The sequence below is a fragment of the Thalassotalea algicola genome (assembly GCF_012932965.1).
GTDB lineage: Bacteria > Pseudomonadota > Gammaproteobacteria > Enterobacterales > Alteromonadaceae > Thalassotalea_F > Thalassotalea_F algicola.
Genome location: NZ_JABBXH010000004.1, coordinates 260249 through 285345, shown reverse-complemented (window position 1 = coordinate 285345; position 25097 = coordinate 260249). Strand labels below are relative to the sequence as shown.

The 25097-nt window shown below is 39.0% G+C and carries 25 protein-coding genes, 4 tRNA genes and 1 riboswitch; of the genes, 12 read left to right on the top strand and 17 right to left on the bottom strand.

Annotated elements, in window-relative coordinates:
- Positions 1–21: 21 nt before the first annotated feature.
- From HII17_RS13340 to HII17_RS13330, 3 genes are all read right to left on the bottom strand, one after another.
- A complete protein-coding gene (locus tag HII17_RS13340; RefSeq protein WP_169075866.1) occupies positions 22–1731 on the bottom strand; it encodes a proline--tRNA ligase in 1710 nt (569 codons plus the stop codon).
- A 116-nt stretch (positions 1732–1847) separates the two neighbouring features.
- Entirely contained in the window at positions 1848–2912 is a 1065-nt protein-coding gene (locus HII17_RS13335) for a Kelch repeat-containing protein (RefSeq protein WP_235938778.1), read from the bottom strand.
- Positions 2913–2918: 6 nt separating this feature from the next.
- Positions 2919–3902: an ion channel gene (locus HII17_RS13330; RefSeq protein WP_169075865.1), complete on the bottom strand. Its 984-nt coding sequence runs from the start codon at positions 3900–3902 to the stop codon at positions 2919–2921.
- 50 nt (positions 3903–3952) lie between these two features.
- On the opposite strand from HII17_RS13330, the gene HII17_RS13325 reads away from it, so the two are divergent.
- Positions 3953–4435 carry a GNAT family N-acetyltransferase gene (locus HII17_RS13325; protein WP_169075864.1) on the top strand — a complete coding sequence of 161 codons (483 nt, stop codon included), beginning with the start codon at positions 3953–3955 and terminating at the stop codon, positions 4433–4435.
- 3 nt (positions 4436–4438) lie between these two features.
- On the opposite strand, the gene HII17_RS13320 is transcribed toward HII17_RS13325, so the two are convergent.
- Positions 4439–4810, bottom strand: a complete 372-nt coding sequence (locus HII17_RS13320; protein ID WP_169075863.1) for an RNA-binding S4 domain-containing protein — start codon at positions 4808–4810, stop codon at positions 4439–4441.
- A 187-nt stretch (positions 4811–4997) separates the two neighbouring features.
- Positions 4998–5093: riboswitch (cyclic di-GMP riboswitch) on the top strand.
- Positions 5094–5167: 74 nt separating this feature from the next.
- Between HII17_RS13320 and HII17_RS13315 the strand changes: the two genes are divergently transcribed.
- Positions 5168–5515 (top strand): DUF3718 domain-containing protein, encoded by a 348-nt coding sequence (locus tag HII17_RS13315; RefSeq protein ID WP_169075862.1) that lies wholly within the window; start codon positions 5168–5170, stop codon positions 5513–5515.
- A gap of 190 nt (positions 5516–5705) precedes the next feature.
- Positions 5706–7535 carry a tetratricopeptide repeat protein gene (locus tag HII17_RS13310; protein ID WP_169075861.1) on the top strand — a complete coding sequence of 610 codons (1830 nt, stop codon included), beginning with the start codon at positions 5706–5708 and terminating at the stop codon, positions 7533–7535.
- Between the two features lie 425 nt (positions 7536–7960).
- On the opposite strand, the gene HII17_RS13305 is transcribed toward HII17_RS13310, so the two are convergent.
- From HII17_RS13305 to HII17_RS13290, 4 genes are all read right to left on the bottom strand, one after another.
- Positions 7961–8036, bottom strand: a tRNA-Val gene (locus HII17_RS13305).
- A gap of 29 nt (positions 8037–8065) precedes the next feature.
- A tRNA-Val gene (locus HII17_RS13300) sits at positions 8066–8141 on the bottom strand.
- 36 nt (positions 8142–8177) lie between these two features.
- Positions 8178–8253: transfer RNA gene (locus HII17_RS13295), tRNA-Val, on the bottom strand.
- 39 nt (positions 8254–8292) lie between these two features.
- Positions 8293–8368 (bottom strand) — tRNA-Val (locus tag HII17_RS13290).
- Positions 8369–8628: 260 nt separating this feature from the next.
- On the opposite strand from HII17_RS13290, the gene gltX reads away from it, so the two are divergent.
- The 4 genes from gltX to HII17_RS13270 all read left to right on the top strand — a co-directional run bounded on the left by gltX (position 8629) and on the right by HII17_RS13270 (position 14153).
- Entirely contained in the window at positions 8629–10041 is a 1413-nt protein-coding gene (gene gltX / locus HII17_RS13285) for a glutamate--tRNA ligase (protein WP_169075860.1), read from the top strand.
- Between the two features lie 142 nt (positions 10042–10183).
- The gene (locus HII17_RS13280; RefSeq protein WP_169075859.1) at positions 10184–11530 is read left to right on the top strand and encodes a DEAD/DEAH box helicase; all 1347 of its coding nucleotides are present in this window, start codon (positions 10184–10186) and stop codon (positions 11528–11530) included.
- 112 nt (positions 11531–11642) lie between these two features.
- Positions 11643–13490, top strand: a complete 1848-nt coding sequence (locus HII17_RS13275) for a hybrid sensor histidine kinase/response regulator (RefSeq protein ID WP_169075858.1) — start codon at positions 11643–11645, stop codon at positions 13488–13490.
- 42 nt (positions 13491–13532) lie between these two features.
- Positions 13533–14153 (top strand): hypothetical protein, encoded by a 621-nt coding sequence (locus HII17_RS13270; RefSeq protein WP_169075857.1) that lies wholly within the window; start codon positions 13533–13535, stop codon positions 14151–14153.
- Here the strand turns inward: HII17_RS13270 and HII17_RS13265 are convergent.
- Positions 14136–14549, bottom strand: a complete 414-nt coding sequence (locus HII17_RS13265) for a VOC family protein (protein WP_169075856.1) — start codon at positions 14547–14549, stop codon at positions 14136–14138. The two genes, HII17_RS13270 and HII17_RS13265, sit on opposite strands and share 18 nt — an antisense overlap.
- A gap of 69 nt (positions 14550–14618) precedes the next feature.
- On the opposite strand from HII17_RS13265, the gene HII17_RS13260 reads away from it, so the two are divergent.
- Positions 14619–14867, top strand: coding sequence for a hypothetical protein (locus tag HII17_RS13260; protein ID WP_169075855.1), 249 nt, complete (start codon positions 14619–14621; stop codon positions 14865–14867).
- Between the two features lie 14 nt (positions 14868–14881).
- Here the strand turns inward: HII17_RS13260 and HII17_RS13255 are convergent, their stop codons facing one another.
- The 7 genes from HII17_RS13255 to HII17_RS13225 all read right to left on the bottom strand — a co-directional run bounded on the left by HII17_RS13255 (position 14882) and on the right by HII17_RS13225 (position 19165).
- Complete coding sequence (locus HII17_RS13255) at positions 14882–15259, bottom strand: hypothetical protein (RefSeq protein ID WP_169075854.1); 378 nt, start codon at positions 15257–15259, stop codon at positions 14882–14884.
- 114 nt (positions 15260–15373) lie between these two features.
- A complete protein-coding gene (locus tag HII17_RS13250; protein ID WP_169075853.1) occupies positions 15374–16213 on the bottom strand; it encodes a 23S rRNA (adenine(2030)-N(6))-methyltransferase RlmJ in 840 nt (279 codons plus the stop codon).
- Between the two features lie 104 nt (positions 16214–16317).
- Complete coding sequence (locus HII17_RS13245; protein ID WP_169075852.1) at positions 16318–16833, bottom strand: RNA methyltransferase; 516 nt, start codon at positions 16831–16833, stop codon at positions 16318–16320.
- 11 nt (positions 16834–16844) lie between these two features.
- Positions 16845–17417, bottom strand: coding sequence for a tRNA-(ms[2]io[6]A)-hydroxylase (gene miaE, locus HII17_RS13240; RefSeq protein WP_169075851.1), 573 nt, complete (start codon positions 17415–17417; stop codon positions 16845–16847).
- 55 nt (positions 17418–17472) lie between these two features.
- Positions 17473–18033: a sulfotransferase gene (locus tag HII17_RS13235; RefSeq protein WP_169076131.1), complete on the bottom strand. Its 561-nt coding sequence runs from the start codon at positions 18031–18033 to the stop codon at positions 17473–17475.
- 55 nt (positions 18034–18088) lie between these two features.
- Positions 18089–18649, bottom strand: coding sequence for a prepilin-type N-terminal cleavage/methylation domain-containing protein (locus HII17_RS19335; RefSeq protein ID WP_169075850.1), 561 nt, complete (start codon positions 18647–18649; stop codon positions 18089–18091).
- Positions 18650–18703: 54 nt separating this feature from the next.
- On the bottom strand, positions 18704–19165 hold the full coding sequence (locus HII17_RS13225) for a methyltransferase family protein (RefSeq protein WP_169075849.1): 462 nt from the start codon (positions 19163–19165) through the stop codon (positions 18704–18706).
- 135 nt (positions 19166–19300) lie between these two features.
- Between HII17_RS13225 and HII17_RS13220 the strand changes: the two genes are divergently transcribed.
- On the top strand, positions 19301–20926 hold the full coding sequence (locus HII17_RS13220) for a M28 family metallopeptidase (protein WP_169076130.1): 1626 nt from the start codon (positions 19301–19303) through the stop codon (positions 20924–20926).
- A gap of 121 nt (positions 20927–21047) precedes the next feature.
- Positions 21048–21470: a BLUF domain-containing protein gene (locus HII17_RS13215; RefSeq protein ID WP_169075848.1), complete on the top strand. Its 423-nt coding sequence runs from the start codon at positions 21048–21050 to the stop codon at positions 21468–21470.
- A gap of 62 nt (positions 21471–21532) precedes the next feature.
- On the opposite strand, the gene HII17_RS13210 is transcribed toward HII17_RS13215, so the two are convergent.
- Positions 21533–23119, bottom strand: coding sequence for an ABC-F family ATPase (locus tag HII17_RS13210; protein ID WP_169075847.1), 1587 nt, complete (start codon positions 23117–23119; stop codon positions 21533–21535).
- A 304-nt stretch (positions 23120–23423) separates the two neighbouring features.
- On the opposite strand from HII17_RS13210, the gene HII17_RS13205 reads away from it, so the two are divergent.
- Together HII17_RS13205 and HII17_RS13200 are read left to right on the top strand one after the other, a co-directional pair.
- On the top strand, positions 23424–23762 hold the full coding sequence (locus HII17_RS13205; protein ID WP_169075846.1) for a P-II family nitrogen regulator: 339 nt from the start codon (positions 23424–23426) through the stop codon (positions 23760–23762).
- Positions 23763–23777: 15 nt separating this feature from the next.
- Positions 23778–25070 carry an ammonium transporter gene (locus tag HII17_RS13200; protein ID WP_169075845.1) on the top strand — a complete coding sequence of 431 codons (1293 nt, stop codon included), beginning with the start codon at positions 23778–23780 and terminating at the stop codon, positions 25068–25070.
- The last annotated feature ends 27 nt before the right edge of the window (positions 25071–25097 follow it).

The window sequence follows — 25097 nt, the reverse complement described above, 5'->3', positions numbered from 1 at the left end:
TTAATAGATAAAGTCACTTGATTAGCTAAATAGACTCATCACATCATCAATGGCTAACATTGATTTTTCACCGGTAATACGGTTTTTAACTTCAATTTCTTTATTGTCCAAGTTACGTTCGCCAATGATTAGCAATAAAGGTGTACCCATTAACTCGTGATCTGCAAACATAACACCAGGGCGCTCTTTACGGTCGTCAAATAACACTTCAATGCCGGCTTGTTGTAATTGGCTATACATCATATCAGCAGTTTCTTTTACACGGGCTGACTTGTGCATATTCATGGGTACAATTGCTGCTTGGAACGGTGCAATCGCTTTTGGCCATTTAATCCCGTACTTGTCGTGATTTTGCTCAATAGCCGCTGCAACAATTCGTGATACACCAATACCGTAGCAACCCATAGTGAGCGTTTCGTGCTTACCACTTTCCATCAATACACCGCAGTTCATTGCATCAGCATACTTGCGACCTAGTTGGAAAATGTGACCCACTTCGATACCACGTTTAATTACTATGTTACCTTTACCACAAGGACTAGGGTCGCCTTCAACAACGTTTCGAATATCTTCTACTGTGTAGTTTTGTGCATCGCGATCCCAGTTGGCACCAATAAAATGGTAACCGTCTTCGTTTGCACCACAAACAAAATCAGCTAAATGAGCAGCGCTGCGATCAGCAATTACTGGGATAGTCATATTTACTGGGCCAATAGAGCCAGCATTACAGCCTACAGCAGCTAAAATTTGTTCGTCTGTTGCAAAGGTTAACGGTGCTGCAATTTGCGGTAAGTTTTCTGCCTTAACTTCGTTTAACTCATGATCACCACGAAGCACTAACGCAATAACTGGCGCTTGTTCACCTTCTTCGGCATTACCTAAAACTAATAACGTTTTAACGGTTGAGGTTGCTGGTACTTTTAAAAGCTCTGCAACGGCGGCAATAGTTTTTGCATTAGGAGTTTCAACCTTGGTTAGTGCTGCATTGGCTGCTGGTCGTTCACCTTGAGGTGCTAATGCTTCAGCTTTTTCAACATTTGCTGCAAATTCACTGCCGTCACTAAAAGCAATATCATCTTCACCACTGTCGGCAAGGACATGGAATTCATGCGAACCTTCGCCACCGATAGAGCCGTTGTCTGCGATAACAGGGCGGAACTCTAAGCCTAAGCGTTCGAATATACGACAATATGCGTCGAACATAACTTGGTATGTTTCTTTTAGGCATTCATCACTTGTGTGGAATGAGTAGGCGTCTTTCATTAAGAATTCACGGCCACGCATTACGCCAAAACGAGGGCGAATTTCGTCTCGGAATTTTGTTTGAATCTGGAATAAATTTAGTGGTAACTGCTTATAGCTAGCGATTTCATTGCTAACTAACTTAGTGATCACTTCTTCATGCGTTGGTCCAAGTACAAACGGACGGTTATGACGATCGCTTAAACGTAATAGTTCTGGGCCATAATCTTCCCAACGACCAGACTCTTCCCATAAATCAGCAGGCTGAACCATTGGCATTAAGGTTTCAATTGCACCAGCACGCTCCATTTCTTCTCGAACAATTTGTTCTACTTTGCGTAATACCTTTAACCCTGTCGGTAGCCAAGTATATAGACCAGACGCTACGTTACGCACTAAACCTGCTCTTAACATTAATTGGTGGCTAATAACCTCAGCACTAGCTGGGGTTTCTTTTAAGGTAGAAACTAAATATTGACTGGTACGCATTGAAAATTATCCGAAAAGCGTGAGTGAAAAAAATTGGCGTTATTCTAGCAGGGCGACAAGGGAAAAAAAATGCCAATAAGGTGATTTATCGGCATTTATAAAGAAAGAGTTCACAACTAGGGGGTAATCGTTGTTTGAGCTATGACTTTGTCCGTCACTTCTTGCGCTTTTAACATGCCCCCTACGGTGTATAACGTATTATTCAATTCAATTAAAGAGCGATGATCCATAGTCGCTGTAGCGCTTGTTAAAAGTTGCCATTTATTTGAGTTAAAATCGAACTTCCATATTTTGCTATCTGGCTCACTTGGAGCGCCATTATAGCCAATGCCGCTGTAATTATAGGGATTGTCACTGCCGCCGATGAAATATGCTGAATTAGCGCTATATACACCGGTGGCGGCCATGCGGTATCTGGCGACACCTGTTGGGTGCGCTACTTTATGCCAATTGATTTTATTTGGCTGCTTTAAGCTAATACTACCCAAGTAACACGCAGGTTCAGCTGCATAGCTTCGTCGCTTATCTAGGTGGACATCAACTCGTACGCCATCACAAATAAGCATTTTGTTGTTAACAATCGCACCTGCCTGCCCAAATACTGGTTTACCTGGAAATGGGCTCGCTTGTTGCCAAGTATTAGTTTTTGTGTCGTAGATTTGGACTAAATTAACATTGCCATCGTTATGCCAGCCACTAACCAAATAGATGAAACGATCTTGATAAGTCAGTGCAATGCTATCGTCAACCGGCACTGGCATTGGAGCGAGTAATGTATATTTTTGGGTCTTTACATTGAAAGAATATACATCTGGTACAGACACTTCACTGTGATCTTTGGCGACGGTGTAACCACCAAAAATATAGGCGTTATCTTTAATTGAGGTCGCAACCGATGCTAATCGACCAGTTAAACCATTAATTGGTTGGTGAATTGGCACATTATTAATGCCTTGCCAACTCTTGTCACCAACTCTAAGCATAAAGGCTTTATTTGATACGCTTTTATGGTCTTTACCTTTAAGTAAGCCGTTAAAACTTAACAAGTAGTTGCGATTTTCACTATTGACTATGGTAATTGCATTGTTAGTTATTGGCTCTGGTAGCGAGGGCAGTGAAATAGGGGGATTGGCTAAGCAAGTAAATGAAGCAGCCATTGCCACTAATAAATAGGGTTTCATGTTTTATTATCGTGTCATTTTTTTAACGAACACTACCACGAATAACGCTATGGTAAAACTGCCGGTAAACGCCTCAAATGCCGCAATTGCCCTTGAAATACCTATCGGTGTAAAGTCGCCGTAACCTAAAGTGGTAAAGGTGACGACGGAATAATATAAACATGAAAAAAATAAACTTATGTTGTCTTTGAAGCTGGCATCGCTACTAATAACTTGCACTTGGCCTTGATAATTAAGCCCGGTAAATGAATACAGAACAGCGCAACAAATTATCATGCAAATAGATATACCAACAATTCGAAGCGGCGCTTCACCATAACCACAAAATAAATCGACAATTTTAGAGGTGATTCGTTTTGCACTGTATTTAGGTAACTGCATTCGGCGCATGGTTAACTCTTTTTGAATAAAAGCACCTGCAAGCGTAAATATACCTTCGTGTTCAGCATGTTTACGTAGATCTCGGTATATTTCTTCTGCTTGCTCAAAGTAATCTATTGCCTGCTCTCGTTGTTTATTTTTCTGTGCTTTAAACCCTTCAAGTTCTTGCTTTAGCTTTCTGCCAATTTTTATGTTTTCTATTTTGCTGTCTGCCCATCGGGCGCCCAGCAAATTGGTATGTTTTAATGTCGCGCAGTTTAAACTGGCAAACCTTAGGTCGGCTTTCATAACGCTAGCGTGACTTAAGTTGATATTAAATAAATGCGCGCCATTTAAATTAGCTTTGTATAAGTCAGCGAATGAAAAATCATAGCCTTGTTTTTGGTGGTGGTTGACTAAATCAATATTGGCAAGATCGGCTCGTTTTAAGCAGATCCCTCGTAGTAAGCCTCCTGATTTTGCATAGGCCTCTAGCTTCGTTTTGACATCACTCCCTGTTTTATCAATTGTCTTGTCATGCCAATAACATAGGCCATTGCCAGCATCTACTTCGTTACACTGGCATCCCGATCTATCAGTATATTGACATAAGTGGTTATTTTCGCTCATGGTTTAAGTATAGTTGTCACAAATGAATTTGCGAAAATAGGAAATAGCTAATGTCGGTTGAAATTATTGAGGTCGATTATCATGACGAACAACAAGTACAAGATTTAATTGTGCTACTTGATTCTTATGCAAAAGATCCCATGGGTGGTGGCGAACCATTATCAAATGAAATAAAGAAAAATTTACCTGATGCATTAAAAGCGAGAAGTTTTGTATTTAGTTTTATTGCTTATGTAGATGGAAAACCCGCTGCACTGGCAAACTGTATAGAAAGCTTCTCTACATTTGCCTGTAAGCCCATCATTAATATTCATGATATGGCTGTGAGTAGAGATTTTCGAGGCAAAGGTTTGAGTCAAAAGTTGTTAGCTAAGGTTGAAGAAACGGCCATTGAAAAGGGTTGTGCAAAAATAACATTAGAAGTCCTTACTGGTAATTTGGTTGCACTAAATGCTTACAAAAAATTTGGTTTTTCTGGGTACGAACTTGACCCTGAAGCAGGGAAAGCAGAATTTTGGGAGAAAAAGCTTTAATAATTAAAATGAAATAGCGCGTCGCTTGCCTTTATCCTTGTTGGTATCTTTAGCCGTTTGAGGTTTAGGTTTATTTTTCTTCTTATTTTGAGTTGATTTTTTCTTGCTAGGCGAGGGCGCACTTTTTACTGGTGGTTGTTCGGTATAATCTTTTTCGACAAATTTAACTTCAATTATATTGTCACCAAATTGAATATAATCGCCATCATATACTTTTTTACGTTTTTGAAACTCTACTTCGTTATTTAATAAAACATAACCCTCACTAATGACAATCTTAGCTTCCCCACCACCAGAGACTAAATCAGCAATTTTGAGCAGTTTATATAGCTCTATTGGTTGTTGGTCTATTTCAACTAAATATACGTCAGTCATTAAATAAGCATAAAAAACAAAAATAATTTAAAAAATTTTATCATGAAATGAAAATAACTGCATGCCCAATAAAAATAACGGGTTGAGTAATATTTGAACGCTAATGTGAATACAGTGTTTACATAAACGTAACATAGTTACCAAAAAATATGCTTGTGTATCAATATGTAAAATGTATAATGCGCCCCGCAAGAAACGGCAAGGTACCTGAAAAGGTATTACGCAAAGCAACCGGTCTAAGGGTTTATAACTTAATATAAACTACGATAGCGGGGCTACCTAATGCAGCAGGAACCTTATGCGCGTTTCACAATTAACGTATTTTAATTTGAATGGTTTATAAGGGTTTTAACTAATATGAAAAAATATCTTCTTGTTCCTGCAGTCGCTTTAATTTCAACTTTCTCAGTAGCTCCTACAGCTAACGCTTCTAACTTAGCAGCAAGCTTATGTGAGTATGTTTCTGCAGACGACAAAAAGCGTTTACGTTCTTTCCTTAAAAGCAACAATTTAAAAATTCGTAAAGTTTTCGATGGCGTGCAATGTAATGGCCAAAACTTATTAGAATTTGCTTCTTCTAAAAATGCAGTTAAAACTGGTTCTTTGATGATTAACAAATTACCTAAATCTAAAGTTGAATCAACTATTGCATCACTTACTTCAACAGAATTAGTTGCGGTAGCAAACAAGCGCGTTAATGGCTAATTAGCTGTAAACCAAATTCGAAGAAAGCGAGCACTAGGCTCGCTTTTTTTATGCGTATTTTTTTGTTTAATTAACCTAACTCACCATCTATAGCTTTTACGATAAAGAGTTAATCTATATCAATAGCTAGCTTTTCAATAATTGATATTTTTGTGTTTGTATTCATATCAACAATAGCAAATTTTTAGTTATGGTAAATATTCAACAAGCCTTAAACCTCGGGTTGCAAGCGTTAAATCAAGGAAATTTGTCGTTAGCAGAACAAAATTTTAATACTGTGCTTAATGTTATTCCAGATGAACCTAATACGTTATTTTTGTATGGTGCATTACGACAAAGGCAAGGGCGTTTAAGTGATGCAAAAACACTAATGCAAAAGTGTTTGAATAAGCATCCCAATAAAGCTGATGTACTAAATACATTGGGCAATTTAATGGGGAAAATGTCACAGCCTTTGAATGCCGTTGAATATTACCTCAAAGCCATAGAAACAAAGAATGACTTTGGTCTTGCCTATTTAAATTTAGGTTTGACTTATAGCGGACTTAAGGAAAATGAAAAAGCTGCTATTGCGTTACAAAAAGCAAGTCAATTGCTACCCAGTAGTGCCGCAGCTTGGTCTGCGCTTGGCAGCGCATATAAAGAGTTAGCGCTATTTAACGATTCATTAGCCGCTTACGATAAGGCTTTAGCCATTGATCCAAATAGAGTCGTCACGTTAAACAATAAAGGCACATTGTTACGAGTATTACAGCGGCCAGAAGAAGCAAAAAATTGTTATAAACAAGCATTGCTAGTTGCTAAAGACGTACCTGAATTACATTTCAATATGGCTTGTGCCTCGTATGACGCTGGGCACTATGAAGATACAGATACTTGTCTTCATCAAACCATTGCGCTTGATCCTGGTTATGTCGAAGCGCATGAAACGTTGAATAAAATGTATTGGGAACATGGGAGAACCGATGAATTCACCCAATCATTTCATAAAGCTATTTTGGAAAAACCAGATAGCCCAGAATTGAGAGTAGCACTCGCTAATCAGTTAAAACTGGCGAATAGAACAGAAGAATCTTTATCTGTGCTTTCACAAGCATTGTCAGATTTAGGGGCAATACCCCAAATATCACATGCACTGGGGCTATTGCTTGGCCAAACAGGAAACCCTGAACTAGCTGTCGAGCATTTGAGTAATGCCGTAATAAAGTCACCAGATAGTGAACGCTTTCGTATTGATGCGGCGAACTTTCTAATACGAACGTACCAATATCAAGAGGCAATGACACATTTGGATGTCGTTCAGCAAATTAATCCGTATGAACAGGAAATGTGGGCATTTAAAGGACTATGTTGGCGGTTTACAGGGGATGAAAGAGAGTCTTGGCTTAATAATTATGATTTGTTTGTGCAAGCGAAGAAACTAGAAACACCTATCGGTTATGACAACTTTGAACATTTTATTCATGACTTAAAGAATGCATTAATTTCTATGCATAACACGGTAAAAACACCGCTTGATCAAAGCGTTCGTCACGGCACTCAAACACCGGGTAGGCTGCTGTATCAACCTGTTAAAGAAATTGTTGCCTATAGGCAAGTACTTGAAAAGCGTATTAGGGAATACTTAGCAAGTCTACCTGACGATCCAACTCATCCATTTCTTAGTCGTAAAGCACAAAACTTTAGGTTCTCAGGGAGTTGGTCCGTTCGATTAAAGAGTGAAGGATTCCATGTAAACCATGTTCATCCTGACGGTTGGTTCTCTGGGCCAACTTATATCGAAGTGCCTAAGGAAATTCGAGCCGATGACCCTAATAAAGCTGGCTGGGTTACGTTTGGCGAGACAGGTATGAACTTAGGCGAGGATAGAGAGAAAATTGCCGTTTCTGTTTGTCCACAAGAGGGGTTATGCGCATTTTTCCCATCTTATGTTTGGCATGGAACCAATCCGTTTACTAGTGACGAGCACAGAATGACGACTCCATGTGATGTATTGCCAGTCATACCATTTAATCGTTAAGACTGCTGAAAACTAAAGATTAGCGCTATAAGTTAAAAATCCTTTAGTTTGTCCTTACTTAACTAGAAATAAATATTTGAAATAAGTGGTGATTGATATTGTGCCTGAACCAGTGACTTGGCGTGGGGTGTAAAGAGTAGAAGATGCTCTCCCAACTGAGCTAATCGTCCAATTTGAATGTATGTTTAAGTAGATGACGTGGTGATTGATATTGTGCCTGAACCAGTGACTTGGCGTGGGGTGTAAAGAGTAGAAGATGCTTTCCCAACTGAGCTAATCGTTCAATTTGAATGCTTGTTTAAGTAGATGAAGTGGTGATTGATATTGTACCTGAACCAGTGACTTGGCGTGGGGTGTAAAAAGTAGAAGATGCTTTCCTAACTTAACTAATCGTTCAATTTGAATGCTTGTTTAAGTAGATGAAGTGGTGGACGATACTGGGCTTGAACCAGTGACCCCCGCCTTGTAAGGGCGGTGCTCTCCCAACTGAGCTAATCGTCCAATTTGAATGTATGTTTAAGTAGATGACGTGGTGGACGATACTGGGCTTGAACCAGTGACCCCCGCCTTGTAAGGGCGGTGCTCTCCCAACTGAGCTAATCGTCCGCATCAACGAAAACAACAGATATAACTTAAAGAAAGTGGTGGACGATACTGGGCTTGAACCAGTGACCCCCGCCTTGTAAGGGCGGTGCTCTCCCAACTGAGCTAATCGTCCGAATTATACCTGACAGAAAAATACACTTCTAAACAGAAGTGGTGGACGATACTGGGCTTGAACCAGTGACCCCCGCCTTGTAAGGGCGGTGCTCTCCCAACTGAGCTAATCGTCCGTCTCTGTGGTGGCGTATTATAGGTTTCTTTGAATTACTGTCAACACAAAAAATACGATTTTTAGCAAAATATAGTGCTTTCGAGTTTAAGTGAAGACTTTTTCAACAATATGTTGGTTTTGCGCACTTTTCTTTAAGACAATCGAACAAATGTTTAAGACAAAAGCTGTAATCGCCCACATACCCTGATAAAATAGCGCGCAATTTTTTGAAGACAAATTTAGCGCATATCGCTCAATAATAGTTTTGGTGAACATTTTATGACTTTAACAACTCGCTTTGCTCCAAGCCCAACTGGTTACTTACATGTTGGTGGTGCACGTACTGCTTTATATAGCTGGTTATATGCTAAGAAGAATGGCGGCGACTTTATCTTACGTATTGAAGATACTGATTTAGAGCGCTCTACGCAAGAATCTGTTGATGCCATTATGGATGGTATGAACTGGTTAAACCTTGAATGGACTCAAGGACCATTTTACCAAACTAAGCGTTTTGATCGTTATAAAGAGGTTATTGCGCAGCTTATTGAGTCGGGAAATGCATATCGTTGTTACTGTACTCCAGAAGAAGTAGAAACAATGCGTGAAGAAGCGCGAGCTAAAGGTGAAAAAGAAAAGTATAACGGCATGTGGCGTGAGCGCACAGATTGGCCTGAAGATAAGCCATTCGTTATTCGCTTTAAAAACCCTCTAGACGGCGATGTCGTAATCAGTGACCAAGTTAAAGGCGAAATCGTTATTTCAAACCAAGAACTTGATGATTTAATTATCGCCCGTTCTGATGGCTCTCCGACATACAACTTAACGGTAGTGGTTGATGATTGGGACATGGGCGTAACACACGTTGTTCGTGGCGATGACCATGTTAACAATACGCCTCGTCAAATTAACATTTTAAAAGCACTTGGTGCGCCATTGCCTGAATATGCACATATTCCGATGATTTTAGGTGATGATGGTAAACGTTTGTCCAAGCGCCATGGTGCGGTAAGTGTCATGCAATATCGTGATGATGGTTATTTACCAGAAGCGTTATTAAACTACTTAGTGCGTCTAGGTTGGTCACATGGTGATCAAGAAATCTTCTCAAGAGATGAAATGATCGAATTGTTCGACTTAACAGGTTGTAACCGTGCGCCTTCAGCATTTAATACGGACAAGCTAATTTGGGTAAATCAACATTATATGAAGACGTTAGCGCCAGAGTATGTTGCTGAACACTTAGCTTGGCATATGCAAGATCAAGGTATTGATACTGAAACTGGACCTGCATTAGCTGACATTGTAAAAGTACAAGCTGATCGAGTTAAAACGTTAAAAGAAATGGCATCAATTTCTAGCTACTTTTATCAAGACTTCACTGAATTTGATGAAAAAGCGGCGAAAAAGCATTTGCGACCTGTTGCACAGCAACCATTAGAAGTTGTTAAGGCTAAATTAACAGCATTGGAAAACTGGGTTGCTGAAGATATTCATAGTGCAATTAATGCCACTGCAGAAGAGTTAGAGCTAGGCATGGGTAAAGTGGGTATGCCACTTCGTGTAGCAGCGACTGGTGCAGGTAATTCACCATCTTTAGATGTAACACTTGAACTTTTACCAAGAGAAAAAGTGATTGCACGTATCGATATGGCCTTGGCGGTAATTGCAGAGCGCATAGCAAATAGCTAAGAACATTACATCATCACTATAAAGCCAGCGTTTTAAACGCTGGTTTTTTATTTTCAATAATGCTTATTACGCCGAGCTTTAAATAACGGTTATAATTAGCGCAGTACATAGTAGATTTCAGAATCTTAATGAGGAACTTAGCTTGAACTTTAAAAATTTTGGTTTAGATAAACGCTTAAATGAAACGATTGAACATAAGGGTTTTACTGAACCAACAGAAATTCAGGCAAAAGCAATACCTGTTGCTATGGCTGGGCATGATCTTATCGCTTCGTCAAAAACAGGGTCGGGTAAAACGTTGGCGTTTATTTTACCTGCAATTCAGCGATTAAGTACTCAACGAGCACTATCTAAAAAAGATCCTCGCGTGCTAATTTTAGCGCCGACACGAGAGCTTGCTAAACAGGTTTATGGTCAACTCAGGTTATTTACCGCTAATACTCAGTTTAAAGCGGTGCTTATTTTAGGCGGTGAAAACTTTAATGATCAGGTGAAAACCTTAGCGAAAGACCCTCATTTTATTGTCGCTACACCAGGGCGTTTAGCAGACCATTTAGATCAAGGACACTTTTACCTGCAAGGATTAGAGTTACTTATCTTAGATGAAGCTGATCGCATGCTAGATTTAGGCTTTGCTGATCAGTTAGCCAAGATTAATAGTGCTGCGGATCATCGTAAACGCCAAACGTTATTATTCTCGGCTACGTTAGATCATGCGCAAGTAAATGAATTCGCTAGCGACTTATTAAAATCTCCTAAACGTATTGCAATTGAACATGGGCATAGTGAGCATAAAGATATCTCTAAGCGTTTCTACTTAGTAGATAACTTAACGCACAAAGAGCAGTTACTTGAGCACTTTATTGGCAAAGAAACTATTCAGCAAATGATTATTTTTACCGCCACTCGCAGTGATACGGAACGGCTAGCTACGAAATTGACTGAGCAAGGACTGTCAGCAATAGCATTGTCGGGAGAGCTCAACCAAAGTCAACGTAATCAAATAATGGATAGCTTTTCAAAAGGGCGAGAAAAGATATTAATTACCACTGATTTGGCTTCACGTGGTTTAGATTTGATAAATGTATCTCATGTCATTAATTTTGATATGCCAAAACATACCGAAGAATTTGTTCATCGTATTGGTCGTACAGGCCGAGCGGGAAACAAAGGAGAAGCAATTTCATTTGTCGGTCCTAAAGATTGGTTAAGTTTTAAAAATGTTGAAGGTTTTTTACAGCAGCAAATTTCGTTTGATGAAGTAGAGGGGTTAACGGCCAAATTTAAAGGTTTGAAACCGAAAAAGACTAAACCACCACAAAAAGCTAAGGTAAAAAATGTGCCAAAGGCGCAAGACACAAAAGCCAAAGCTAAGCGTATTAACAAGAAGACTATGTTTACTCTGCAAGACGCTGGTGACATGCCAATTGTGCGTAAAGGACCAAAACTTTCTGCAGAAGAAATCGATAAACAAGACGAAGAAAATTAACACTCTTTAAAAAATACGACTCTTTCTTTTCTGAGTTAAAGTTAGCGTAATTGTACTGATATTCTATAGTATCAATTAGGGCTAACAGAATGGTCTTATCAGAGATAGTTAAATGGTGAGTCGTAATATCCCCACAAGCTTATTAGAGAGCATATCAGGGCTGATCTGTACAGCCAATGCAAGTGGGTTCTTCGAATACTTAAATCCTTACTGGCAGGAGGCTCTTGGTTGGAGTCTAGAAGAACTCCGTGCTAAGCCATTTATTGAGTTTATTCACCACGAAGATAGAGAATCAGCTATTCTAGCAACAACGTTGTTATTTGGCAGCAGCGAAGCTCTAGAACCTTATTCTTGTCGTATGATCACTAAAAGTGGCTATTACCTTAATTTAGAATGGCAGTGGCAAAGTATAAATCATGAAATAGTAGCAGCAGTGCGAGAAGTTAGCTCTATGAGTGAAAAATACAAAGAGCAAAACTTGCTTTCTCAGATTGTAAGGAACGCCTCATCAGGGGTTGTTATTACAGACAAAAATAAACAGGTGATGTGGGTTAATGGTGCTTTTACTGAAATTTCTGGCTATTCATTGCCTGAAGTGAAAGGGAAGACCTTAGGTCAGTTTCTGCAAGGAAAACATACAGATGAAAAAGCGATAAATGAAATTAAAAATAGCCTAGAAAAAGGACTGCCAATAAATATTGAAATATTGAATTACCATAAAAATGGTAAACCATATTGGAATAACCTTATTGTCTCTCCCATAAAGAATAATGGTGTAATTGAACGATTTGTCGGTATACAGCATGATATTACTGAGCGTGTTGAACAAGCCAATATGATGGCAAAAGTACAGCATATGGACTCAATTGGTGAACTTGCTGCTGGTATTTCTCATGACTTCAATAACATTCTTGCAATTATTGATGGCAATAGAGAGTTGTTATCGTTAAATGTAAGAGATGACCAGCGAGCATATCTCGAGAACATTGCAAGTGCAGTAGAGCGAGCTAAAAATCTAACGAAGAAAATACTTAAAACCTCTAAGAAATCGGGAATTAAATCGGTAAATATCTGTATTAAAGATTGCATGCTGGAACTCAAAAAACTCACCGATCAAATTGTCCCGAAAAATATAAGCCTGACGTGGGAAGTAGAAACCGCACCTATTGTATCTATTGATGTTGATGACTTTGAAGATGCCGTAATCAATATGATTGCTAATGCTCAAAATGCGATTAATCATCATGGACAGATATTGATTAAGACTGAAATATGTGAAAACTTTGAGAAAGAGTCAATCGACTACCTATTTAGAGAACCTCCAATAGCTGAACAGTATTTAAAGGTATCAATCAAAGATACAGGCTCAGGTATCGACCATGTCATGTTAGCTAAAATATTTGAGCCTTTTTATACAAGCCGCCCTAATGAACAAGGAACCGGCTTAGGCTTAGCAATGGTTGCTGGTTTTGTTACACGCCAAAACCTAGGTTTAACGGTGAAAAGTGAAAGAGGCATCGGAAGTGAGTTTACGCTGTGGCTGCCGATTTGTGAAGAGAGTGTCGCTAGAACTAAAGGAGTAGAAGCGGCTATATTAAACGTGCCTAAATGCAAACGACTAGTTGTTATGATTGATGACGAAGAGTCTATTACCGAAATCTATGGCGAATTGCTTGTAAATTTAGGTTATAACGTCGAATGTTTTAGCGATCCTAGCGAGGCATGTGCTTGGCTAGATAAATATATTGATAAAGTTGATATCATTGTCTCTGATGAAGTAATGCCAGGCCCTATTCAAGGGAGAGATATTTTAGAAAAATATGGAGATAAGCTTCCTGTACTTATTGCTAGCGGGTTTATTGAAGGAGCACACTATTTTCCAGACGATTTCAAATACTTGAAAAAGCCGTACACTCTTTCGATGTTATCTGATTCAATAGGGGAATTACTAAATAAATAGTTTTCCCATCAATATGGGCGGAAAAGAAATGGTGAGAAGTAAGTGAATTATTTAATTGCTAGTGATATTTTTGGTCAAACATCTGAATTGAATGATTTTATTGAACAATTAGCGTTACCTTTTCCGGTTAAAGTTGTAAATCCTTATCAATCGATAGATCCTTTAATAGCAATTCCTGAATTCACGGGTGAAAGTCAGGCATACCAATACTTTACTGAGCATGTTGGGTTAGATCGTTATACAGATTTAGTAAAAAATTCAATTGATGCTATAGATGGGCCTGTGACACTTATCGGGTTTAGTGTCGGTGCGTCAGCTATTTGGCGACTTAGCCAAATCTATGGCGCTGATAAAGTCGTAGGTGCTCTAGGTTTTTATAGCTCTCAAATTAGGCACTATTTGTCTATAGTCTCGAATTTTCCCTTTCATTTGATCTTTCCTAACCACGAAGCAAGTTTTGATGTGCAGCAAGTAATGAACTTGTTAAGTAAAAACAATAACGTAACGTGCGGTCAATTACCTTATTTACATGGGTTTATGAATAAACGGTCAGCTAACTTTAACAAAAAAGGCTATGACCAGACATTAGCGAAATTAAAACAATTACTCGTTGGCAAAACTATTGAACAAAACGCTTTTAGTAGACTATGCTCCTGGGCCTAGAGGTTGGCCATAGCTAAATTCGACGAAGTTTCCATCAGGATCTTTTATGCCACAATAGTAACCAACGGGAAAAGGTTCTTGCTTACAGGGCCAAACCAAAATTCCCTCGCGAGCTGCTATTTTTGCAATATCATCAACTGCTTTTTTACTTTCTAAGGCAAAACCTAAGTGGGAAAAATCATTTTCTGCTTGTTGTTTATTAGGACCATTAGGAAGAATGACTATGATAAACTCCTGCTCTTTACCCGTTTCGGCTAACCAAACAATACGTTTTCCATCTGCACCATGAGGCCGCCGGTCACGAATTAAGCTGAGGTTTGCGTATCGAGTGTAAAAATCGAGGCAAGCTTCCAAATCGGCAACATGTAAGGCAATATGAGTTAAGGAAACACGCATAAAGTAACTCCTGTACTTGCAATCGTTCTACTTATTATAGGAAGAATCTTAGGAAATTAAGGGAATATTATGACATTTCAATTTGAGATCATTGAGCGTGATTGGTACAAAAGGCGCAGCCCAAAAGAAGCTATTATTAAACCTGTGTCAGTAACAATACCTGATTATACGTCTACGCATAATCATATGTGTAAAATGCATGTAGTGTATAGCGACAAGAGCGAAAAGTCGCTGATTGGCCGAGTGATTTATAACAAGTTGAATGACCGCTGGACGGTTGATGGAATGGAGTTAGCGGTAAATGTTGTCGAAGCGTGATCATATATGATGAATCAAATCTTGGTTGTTCGTTTTATTAACCACCATGCAGATACGAAAGCCAAGGTTACACACATAGTATTAAATGCCGCATTACTTATATTTAATTGATCATAAAACAATAGAGCAATGCCGTTAGGCCACCAATAACCGGCACCACCAACCTGAGATGGCGTCACTATAATCGCGATAGAGAAAATTCTTAGAGAAAATTTGAGCCAATAGTTCTCTATAGCAGTTGTTAGCGCATAACTTACTGCAAAACTTCCGACAACCAGAAAAACTAATCCAGGAATAAAGATAACCATTAAGCCACTTGGGTCTGATGCCATGGCATATGGAGTCAATAGTAGATTAAGGCTAATAAGTGATAAAAACTGTTTTTTGCGCATAAGTTGAATTAATTATTGAACTGGGCAAAGAATAATCAATAAAATTCGAATATGGCGTAACAAGTTGTAAGTTTATTTGTCTGTGCTGCTATCTACGCTTGTTTGTTTAAATTTTTATTCAGCGACGAGTTGCGTCACAATCGACTGAGTACTGCTGTTGCCTATATGCTGCTTTAACACAGGCATTGATTCTTCTAATAGTGATTTTAGTTTCCATGGCGGGTTAATGATAAATAAGCCGGTGCCAGTCATACCGTATTTTTCGGCATCTGGGTTTAGGCAAAATTCTACTTGTAAAATATTCCTTATTTTACTATCAATAAAGTCTTCAGCCATCTTATCTATATAGCTGCGCGTTACTACGGGATACCACAAAATATAGGTACCAGTGGCAAATTTCTTTACTCCGTTAATTATAGTCTCGACTGCATGTTGATAATCGGACTTAATTTCATAGGGAGGATCGATTAATACAACACCTCGTCGAGATGGCGGAGGTAATTGCCTAAGTAAGCCTTTGTAACCGTCTTTGTTTTGTATATTGGCTTGTCGCCACTGACTGCAGAATTGACTGAGTAAATCGAAATCAGTTTTATGCAGCTCAAATAGTTGCGCAGTATCTTGTTTACGCATTGATTGTTTGGCAATTGCAGGTGAGCCAGGGTAGATAGTTAGCTTTTGTTCTTCTTGAAGCTCATTAATTAGCGACACATAGTCTGCTAGCAACTGCGGCAAATTTTTGATTTTTATTAACTTATCTATGCCTTCTTTATATTCGCCAGTTTTTTGGGCGTATTGTCCTAACAATTGATACATGCCAGCACCTGAGTGGCTATCTATATAACTAAACGCTTTATCTTTTTCAGTCATATAACCAATTACATAATGCAAAACGCTATGTTTTAAAACATCCGCAAAGTTTCCTGCATGAAAGGCGTGTCTATAACTTAACAAACGTAAGTGCTCCTATTAAATTGGGTGATTGATAACTACTCTGAGGATTAACTTGTGGGTGTTGAAACAAAGAACACCAATAATACTGTCGATTATAGTCAGTTTTAATTGCTTATGATATCAGTATGTTTACGGGTTTTATTGTTGGTATCCCTGCTATTTATGATCAATGAATCAGAAGCCTCAATACAAGCCAATTTAGCTTGCCTGTCATAAAGTACAATGTTGACTGATGCAGCTAAATTTAGGCAGCTTAAAGTGGGAATATAGACCACTTCATCTGCGCTATTTATTACTTGCTGGCTGATGCTGCCATCTTCAGGGCCAAATATATAGAAGGCATTTTCAGGGTGGCTGAATTCAGGTAACGGTGTTGCACCTTCGATTAAATCTACACAAATTACTTTACAACCTGGCGGAACAACGTCATGTAGGTTTTCGCAAGCTATTGGTTTTAATGTGCTGTGCACGTTATGGGTGTCAGTATTAAATTTTGCGGCTCTTGTATAGCGTGTACCTGAATAGTAAACACCAGCAGCATTGAAGCAACCGGCTGCACGAAGCACAGAGCCAACATTTGTTGGCCCTTTAGGGTTTGTTAAACCGATATACGAAGACATTTAAATACTTATTAGTGCAGGGCTGCGCGAAATGGTAATTTTTTGCATATTTCAGCTTCAGCAACCAAAATTTCTTCTAAGCGATTATCTACGGTGCCTTTGTCGAAGTATTCATAAGCTAATTCGACAAATAAGTTTTTATGCTTCTCTTCAGACTTTGCAATAGCAACGTAAAAGTCTTTATCTTTTCCTTCAGGTAGCGCTTGTGCCACTAATGAAAAACGCTCGTGGCCACGTGCTTCAATCACGCCTGCAACCAGAAGGCGGTCCATTAAAAACTCGTCGCGACCATGGCGGAAGACTTTCCGAATATTTTTAATGTAGTCATCTTTTTTGTCATCTGCTAACAAAACACCACGAGCCGTTAATAGCTTAAGTACTTGTTTAAAATGAATTAGCTCTTCTAAAGCAAGATCTGTCATTGCTTTTACTAGCTTTACGCGATCTTGGTAATGTGACAGCATAGACATCGCCATTCCTGATGCCTTTTTCTCTGCCGCGGCATGATCCTGTAAAAACGCATCAAAATCGGCAAGTACCGCTTCAGTCCATTCAAATGGGGTATGATATTTTAGATCGAACATATAAAAACTCGGTCACTGCAAAAAATTGCCGCGATTTTACCAGCCAAATGCGCAGTTACAAAGCATTATCTATACGACCGTTACGTGTAGATTCAATTTTAAGCGGGTGTTTAATTTTGTTCCATGCGGTAACCTTGCCACCTTTATTAATCACTTCAAAGTTTTTATCGTGATCTTCGGGTAAATTTAAAAAGGCCAAAAGTTTTTGATAACTGCCAGACTCACCAATATTAATCGACAATAGGTCTGATTTTCGCTGTTTAAAATGATTTAATATTGCTCGTTGGTGACGTTGATAACAGTCAATTAAAAAGTCATCGCTAGCAATGTTTTCCTGTGTAAGTGGCTTGAATACTTCATTAAAGCATCTTTTTATGTGCGGATTAAAGCCTCCATCATTTCGCTGAAGGTTGACATACATTCGCTCAAGCAATTGTCTAATAGATGGCAGCCAGTCATCGGTTTTCCGAGTTAGATTGATAAATTTACTATTAGGGTATTGCTGATCAAGTTTTATAAAGTCACAAAAAATTGGCGTGTCTGCAATGACTTGTGCCTTTTTAAAACACTCTTTGGTGTATGCGGTATGTGCAGTCTTAAAACCAAGCTCTAACATCGCCACACAGATACTTGTTGTCGCAGTACGGGGGAGGCCAATGATCCATATTTTATTAGCAATCACTGGTGTCTATACCAACAATCGAGGGATTAACATTAGCAGGGCTTGCCGAATCATTTTGATTCATATAATAAATGTAACAACGGTCGTTATTAAGGTTATTGCCATTAGGAAAGATAACAAAGCCTCTTCCTTGGCCTAGCGATGAATAACCTCGAGAATTAAACCAGCCTTGGCCTCTTTGTCTTACACACCATTTTAAATTGGCATCGTTACAATTATTAGAGTTTACTTGAGCGGTTTCATCAAAATTTAGTAAATGGGCAAAGGTAACGTTCCAACGGCCGTCAGGGAGTCGACCTCGCATTCTAATTTGTTGGCCACTGTCTAAGGTATATCTATTTTCGCTACCATTAAACTCATTTGGAGCAATGAGTACCTGAGCATTTATAAGTTCTAAAGATGATTCAATAGCCCCTTTCATTGCTTTTAAGTTAGCAATCTGGGCATCAGTTTTTAGGTTGATAAATTTGGGTAAAGCAACTGCCGATATTACGCCAAGGATGACAATAACGACAACTAATTCAATTAAGGTAAAACCTTTAAACTTCATGATTAAACCATTTGTAGGCTAGTAGCACGGATTGTAAACAGAATACTAATGAAATTAAAGCCATCGCCTTACACTTCGACAGTACATTTCATAGTCTTCACCAAACAGTGTCGCCAGCATATGTTCTTCAGGTTTAATTTGAAAAGCATTCATATAAAGTACGAATATGAAGGCTAGGCCAAAAGCCAATATATGACTTAGATAAATCGCATATGCAATCAATAATAACAAGAAACCTAGATACATTGGGTTACGTGTAACCTTGTAAATGCCTGTATTTACAAGAGAAGATGATTTTTCAGGTGTTCTTGGGTCGACAGTCGTTTGTGCTTTTCTAAAGGCAATAACTCCTGCAATCGCCACGATAATTCCTAAGATTAAGACTACAGTGGCGAAGCTAGCTGCGTAAGGAATTGACACAGCAAGTGAAAAAAAGGTCTTAGAAGATAACCACATTGCTAATGCAAAAATGGCAACTAAAACAACGGGTGGAATTTTTAATTGTAAAAAAGACATAAGGTGTATTTCTCGCTTCAATTGTTAGTTATCTTCAATCAAATTGTGTGTATGCGTCAATCGCAAAATTACTGGTCAGTTTCGTTATGAGGTTTTATACTGCCGGTTCCCATTTTTTCAAAAATTATAATAGTGATGAAAAAAGCAAACTCTTTGGTAATCGCAGGCGTTACTGCGATCATGGCTGCAACATCTAGTGTGGCAGCGGCGAATTCATTTGATTCAAGTTACAACAGTATAAATGGCGAGCAATTGGCTGAACACGTCAAAGTGATGGCGTCTGACAAGTTCGGTGGTCGAGCGCCGTCTAGCGAAGGTGAAAAGCTAACGCTTGAATATCTTACGAAACAATTTAAAGCGATTGGTTTCCAGCCAGGAAACGGCGATAGTTTTCTGCAGCAAGTGCCTTTAGTTTCAATTGAAGCATCATCTGACATGGTTTTGTCAATTGGTGGTAAAGATTATCAATATAAAAAAGACATGGTAATGGGCAGTAGCCGTATTACTAAAATGTCTAAATTGAAAGATTCAGATTTGGTTTTTGTTGGATACGGTATTAACGCACCTGAATATAATTGGAATGATTATGAAGGTGTTGACGTAAAGGGTAAAACAGTTGTTATTTTAGTTAATGACCCTGGCTATGCGACGAAAAACCCAGAGCTGTTTACTGGTAATGCCATGACTTATTACGGTCGTTGGACATATAAATATGAAGAGGCAAGCCGTCAAGGCGCAGAAGGCGCTATTATTATTCACGAAACGGCTCCAGCTTCTTACGGTTGGAATGTTGTTAAAAACTCTTGGTCTGGCCCACAATTTGGTTTCCAACGCGAAGATAACAACATGGGACGTGTCGCGGTAGAAGGTTGGGTAACTACTGAAGTAGCTAATGAGTTGTTTAGTAAAGCAGGTTTAGACTTTGCTAAAGCGAAAGAGCAAGCAGCAAAAGGTGGTTATAGCGTAGCGATGGGTGATTTAAAGGCATCGGTTACAGTAAACAACACGATCAAAAAATCTATTTCAAATAATTTTATTGCTACTTTACCAGGCACTAAAAAAGCAGATGAGCATATTATTTACAGTGCTCACTGGGATCATTTAGGTACAGATGCGAGTCTAGAAGGCGATAAGGTTTATAATGGCGCAGTAGATAATGCGACAGGTACTGCAGCGTTAATTGAGGTAGCTGAAGCTTTCTCTAAGCTGACTAATAAACCAGAGCGTTCAATTACTTTCCTAGCAGTAACCGCTGAAGAACAAGGTTTATTGGGTTCTAAATTTTATGCAGCTAATCCTGTTATTCCTGCAAATAAGTCGGTCGCAAATATTAATATGGATGCGTTAGGAGTAAACGGTAAAAGTAAAGACGTTGCCGTTTACGGCCTAGGTCAATCTGAGCTTGATAATTACTTAACTAAAGCAATTACTAAGCAAAACCGTGAAATCTCAGGTGATCCACGCCCAGCAGCAGGTATTTATTACCGCTCGGATCATTTTGCTTTTGCAAACATTGGTATTCCAGCGCTATACGCAAAAAGTGGCGCTACTCCTGCAGATGAAGCTACTGCAGAATTGAGAAAAGTATTAGATCCTAAGTTGAAGAAGTGTTACCACAATCTTTGTGACGAATATTCAACGGAATGGGATTTGTCTGGTGCTGTTCAAGATATGCAAGCGTTCTTTGAAGTAGGTTATGATGTTTCTAAGTCAGGTATTTGGCCTAAGTGGAGCGAAACGTCTGAGTTTAAACGACAGTAATTCATTAGCTTAATGAAATACAAAGCGTCCAATAGGGCGCTTTTTTTATGCATGATTAATTTTAGTGATCTAAAAGCTAAATAACTCCGTATTCAAAGTAGGTCCTAAAGGTAAAACATCTATGCAGCTCGTAAGACTTGTCTATGTTAGTCGAAAACCACAACATATCGCCGAAGAAGCGATAACTAATATTTTGTCGTTTGCACGTTCTTATAATATTAAAAACAACATAACCGGAATACTTTGTTTTAACAGGAAGTATTTTTTGCAATGTTTAGAGGGCAATCGATTGACTGTTAATCAAACCTTTCAACGAATATTGAGAGATAGCCGTCATGAAGGCGTGCTTATGTTGGATTATCGAGAAATTGAACGAAGAGAGTTTGCCCAGTGGAACATGGGCTATGTACCCGATTCAACGCGTACTCATGATATACATTTGAAGTATTCAAGTGGAACTGAGTTTGAACCGTATGAATTATCAGGACAGAGTGCTCATTTGTTGATGTTAGAACTGAAAAATGTATTGCCTATGAGTGAGTAGACAAGCAATGCATTAAGCTGTGTATATTGCTTGGTCTACTCTCTAATGTACCTTTGATGAGGCTAAGCCTTAGTGGCTAGATACTCGTCATAGGTACCTGCAAAATCAACGTAACCATCTTCTTTTAACTCTATGATTCGTGTTGCAAGGCTTGATACAAATTCACGGTCATGAGAAACAAAGACTAAGGAGCCCTCAAACTTTTCTAACGCCATATTAAGTGACTCAATAGACTCCATATCTAAGTGGTTAGTTGGTTCATCCATAACCAATATATTTGGCTTTTGCATCATTAACTTACCAAATAGCATGCGGCCTTGTTCTCCACCAGAAAGCACCTTGACTGACTTCTTAATATCATCGGCAGAAAACAGCATTCTACCTAAAAATCCACGAATAGTTTGCTCGTCGTCGCCTTCACTACGCCATTGACTCATCCAGTCAAAAAGATTCATATCATTTTCAAATTCATGAGCATGATCTTGTGCATAATAACCAATATTATTATTTTCAGACCACTTAACTTCACCTGAATCAAGTGCGAGTTCACCCATTAATGTACGTAAAAACGTGGTTTTACCTATACCGTTTTCACCAATAACCGCAATGCGTTCACCCACTTCAGCCATTAAACTGATATTTTTAAGTACAGGTGTGTCGTCAAAGCCTTTATTTAGGTTTTCAATTTCTAATACGTTTCTAAAAAGCTTTTTTTCTTGTTCAAAACGAATAAAAGGATTAACACGGCTAGAAGCTTTTACTTCTTCTAATTGAATTTTATCAATTTGTTTTGCGCGCGACGTTGCTTGTTTTGCTTTTGAAGCATTTGCAGAGAATCGAGCAACAAATCCCTGTAATTCAGCAATTTGCGCTTTTTTCTTGGCATTGTCTGCCATCAAACGAGCGCGAGCTTGCGTAGCAGCGAGCATGTATTCATCATAATTACCAGGATATACGCGTAATTCACCGTAATCTAAATCCGCCATATGCGTACATACTGAGTTTAAGAAATGACGGTCATGCGAAATAATGATCATGGTCGATTCACGTTCATTTAACGTATCTTCTAACCATTTAATGGTGTGGATGTCCAAGTTGTTGGTTGGCTCATCGAGTAATAAAATATCTGGATCAGAAAAAAGCGCTTGTGCTAATAATACACGTAGTTTCCAACCTGGAGCGACTTCGCTCATTTTTCCGTAGTGTTGCTCAACAGGAATACCAACACCGATGAGTAATTCACCAGCACGACTTTCTGCACTATAGCCATCCATTTCAGCATACTGTGATTCCAAATCACCAACACGCATTCCGTCTTCTTCACTCATTTCAGCTAAAGCATAGATGCGATCTCGCTCTTCTTTTACTGCCCATAATTCAGTATGCCCCATGATTACTGTGTCAATAACAGAGTACTCTTCAAAAGCAAACTGATCTTGGCGCAACTTACCAATACGATCATTTTGATCTAGATTGATATTGCCGCCAGTCGGTTCTAAATCACTTCCTAGTATTTTCATGAACGTCGACTTACCACAACCATTGGCACCGATTAAGCCATAACGATGGCCGTTACCAAACTTTTGTGAAATGTTTTCAAACAATGGCTTAGCGCCAAATTGTTGCGTAATGTTATTTGCGATAAGCATAAGGACAGTTACTCGGGATTCTTTCAGTAAAAATAATGCGCGCGATTATACATAGCATTGAAACATAAGTCAGCCGTACTTTGTTTTGAACTGGTACTTTATTGGTGCATGGAGTTTCTAGTTGGCGATCAAAAGTAGTGCGTATATTAGGTTGGGTTGCACTATAAAGGTGCTAATAATGCTTTGTAATAGGGTGGCTTAATTTAACTTGTTGATATTTATGTGTATTAAAACAGGCCTGAATTGTGCAAAGAGTATCGTTTAGTTTTATTGAAAACGACTTTGATGCACTAAAGGTAACCAAATGAAGTTAATAACAGCAATTATAAAACCATTTAAATTAGAAGATGTTCGAGAGACATTAAGTGAAGGCGGTATTGATGGCCTAACAATCTCTGAAGTAAAAGGCTTCGGTCGCCAGAAAGGGCATACTGAGTTGTACCGTGGTGCTGAATACAGTGTGGATTTTCTTCCGAAAGTAAAAATTGAAATTTGTGTTAACGATGATTTGGTAGAGAGAACAGTTGCTGCGATAGCTGACACTGCTCGAACCGGAAAGATTGGTGACGGGAAAATATTTGTTACTAATGTTGAAGAGTGTATCCGTATCCGTACCGGTGAAACCGGCACATCAGCAATCTAAGGCGGTACTTGTAAGATGTTTAAGTTTTTAATTTTTATTCTATTAGGCCTTTTTTCAAGCGCAAGTATCGCGGCAGAAGCTAAACTTAATGGTGCGAATACCGCTTGGATACTTACCTCAACCGCATTAGTTCTATTGATGACCTTACCTGGTTTAGCGCTATTTTATGGCGGTTTAGTGCGCCGCAAGAATATTCTTTCTATCTTAATGCAATGTTTTGCAATAGCTGGTATTTCTTCAATTTTATGGCTTGTTTTGGGGTATAGCTTAGCTTTTGGTGAAGGAAACGCTTGGATTGGCGACTTTAGTAAAGTGCTAATGGTGGGGGTAGGTAAAGATACGCTTGCTGGCGACATCCCTGAAAGCTTGTTTATGCTGTTCCAAATGACATTTGCGATAATAACGCCTGCGTTAATTATAGGTGGCTTTGCTGAGCGCATGAAGTTTTCTGGGGTACTAATATTCTCGGCACTTTGGCTAATATTAGTTTATTCACCTATTACTCATTGGGTATGGGGCGGAGGCTGGCTCGGTCAAATGGGTTTATATGACTACGCCGGTGGTACCGTTGTGCATATTACAGCAGGGGTAGCGGCTTTGGTAGCGGCTATGGTGTTGGGCCCTCGTAGAGGTTTTCCAAAAACACCTATGTTGCCACATAATATGACTATGACAGTAACTGGAGCAGGACTACTATGGGTTGGTTGGTTCGGTTTCAATGGCGGTAGCGCATTAGCTGCTGGTGGTGATGCTGCTATGGCAATGTTAGTCACTCATATTTCTGCAGCAACAGGGGCGTTAACTTGGGCTGCAATTGAATGGAAAAAATTTGGTAAGGCAAGTGTATTAGGAGCTGTAACCGGTATGGTAGCAGGGCTTGGTACCATCACACCAGCCTCTGGTTTCGTTGGTCCAGGTGGCGCTTTAGTTATAGGTTTGCTAGCGGGTATTATTTGTTTTTATGCGACCGTTTATATCAAGCAAAAGCTTAAGATTGATGATTCTTTAGATGTATTCCCAGTTCATGGTGTAGGCGGTATTTTAGGAACCTTGCTCGCTGGTGTGTTTTCTTCAACTCAATTAGGAGCGTTTAGTGGTTTCGGTTTTGCTGATGGTATTGAAACAATGGCGCAACAAGTCAGTGTGCAGTTAACAGGTATATTTGCGACGATTATTTACACGGCTATCGTGTCGTATATCTTGTTAAAAGTTGTTGCAATGTTAACTAATGGTATTCGCGTCTCAGAAGAACAAGAAACTACAGGCTTGGATTTGGTTGAACATGATGAGTCTGGTTACAATCTATAGATAGCAATTTAGTTTTAATAGCAAAAG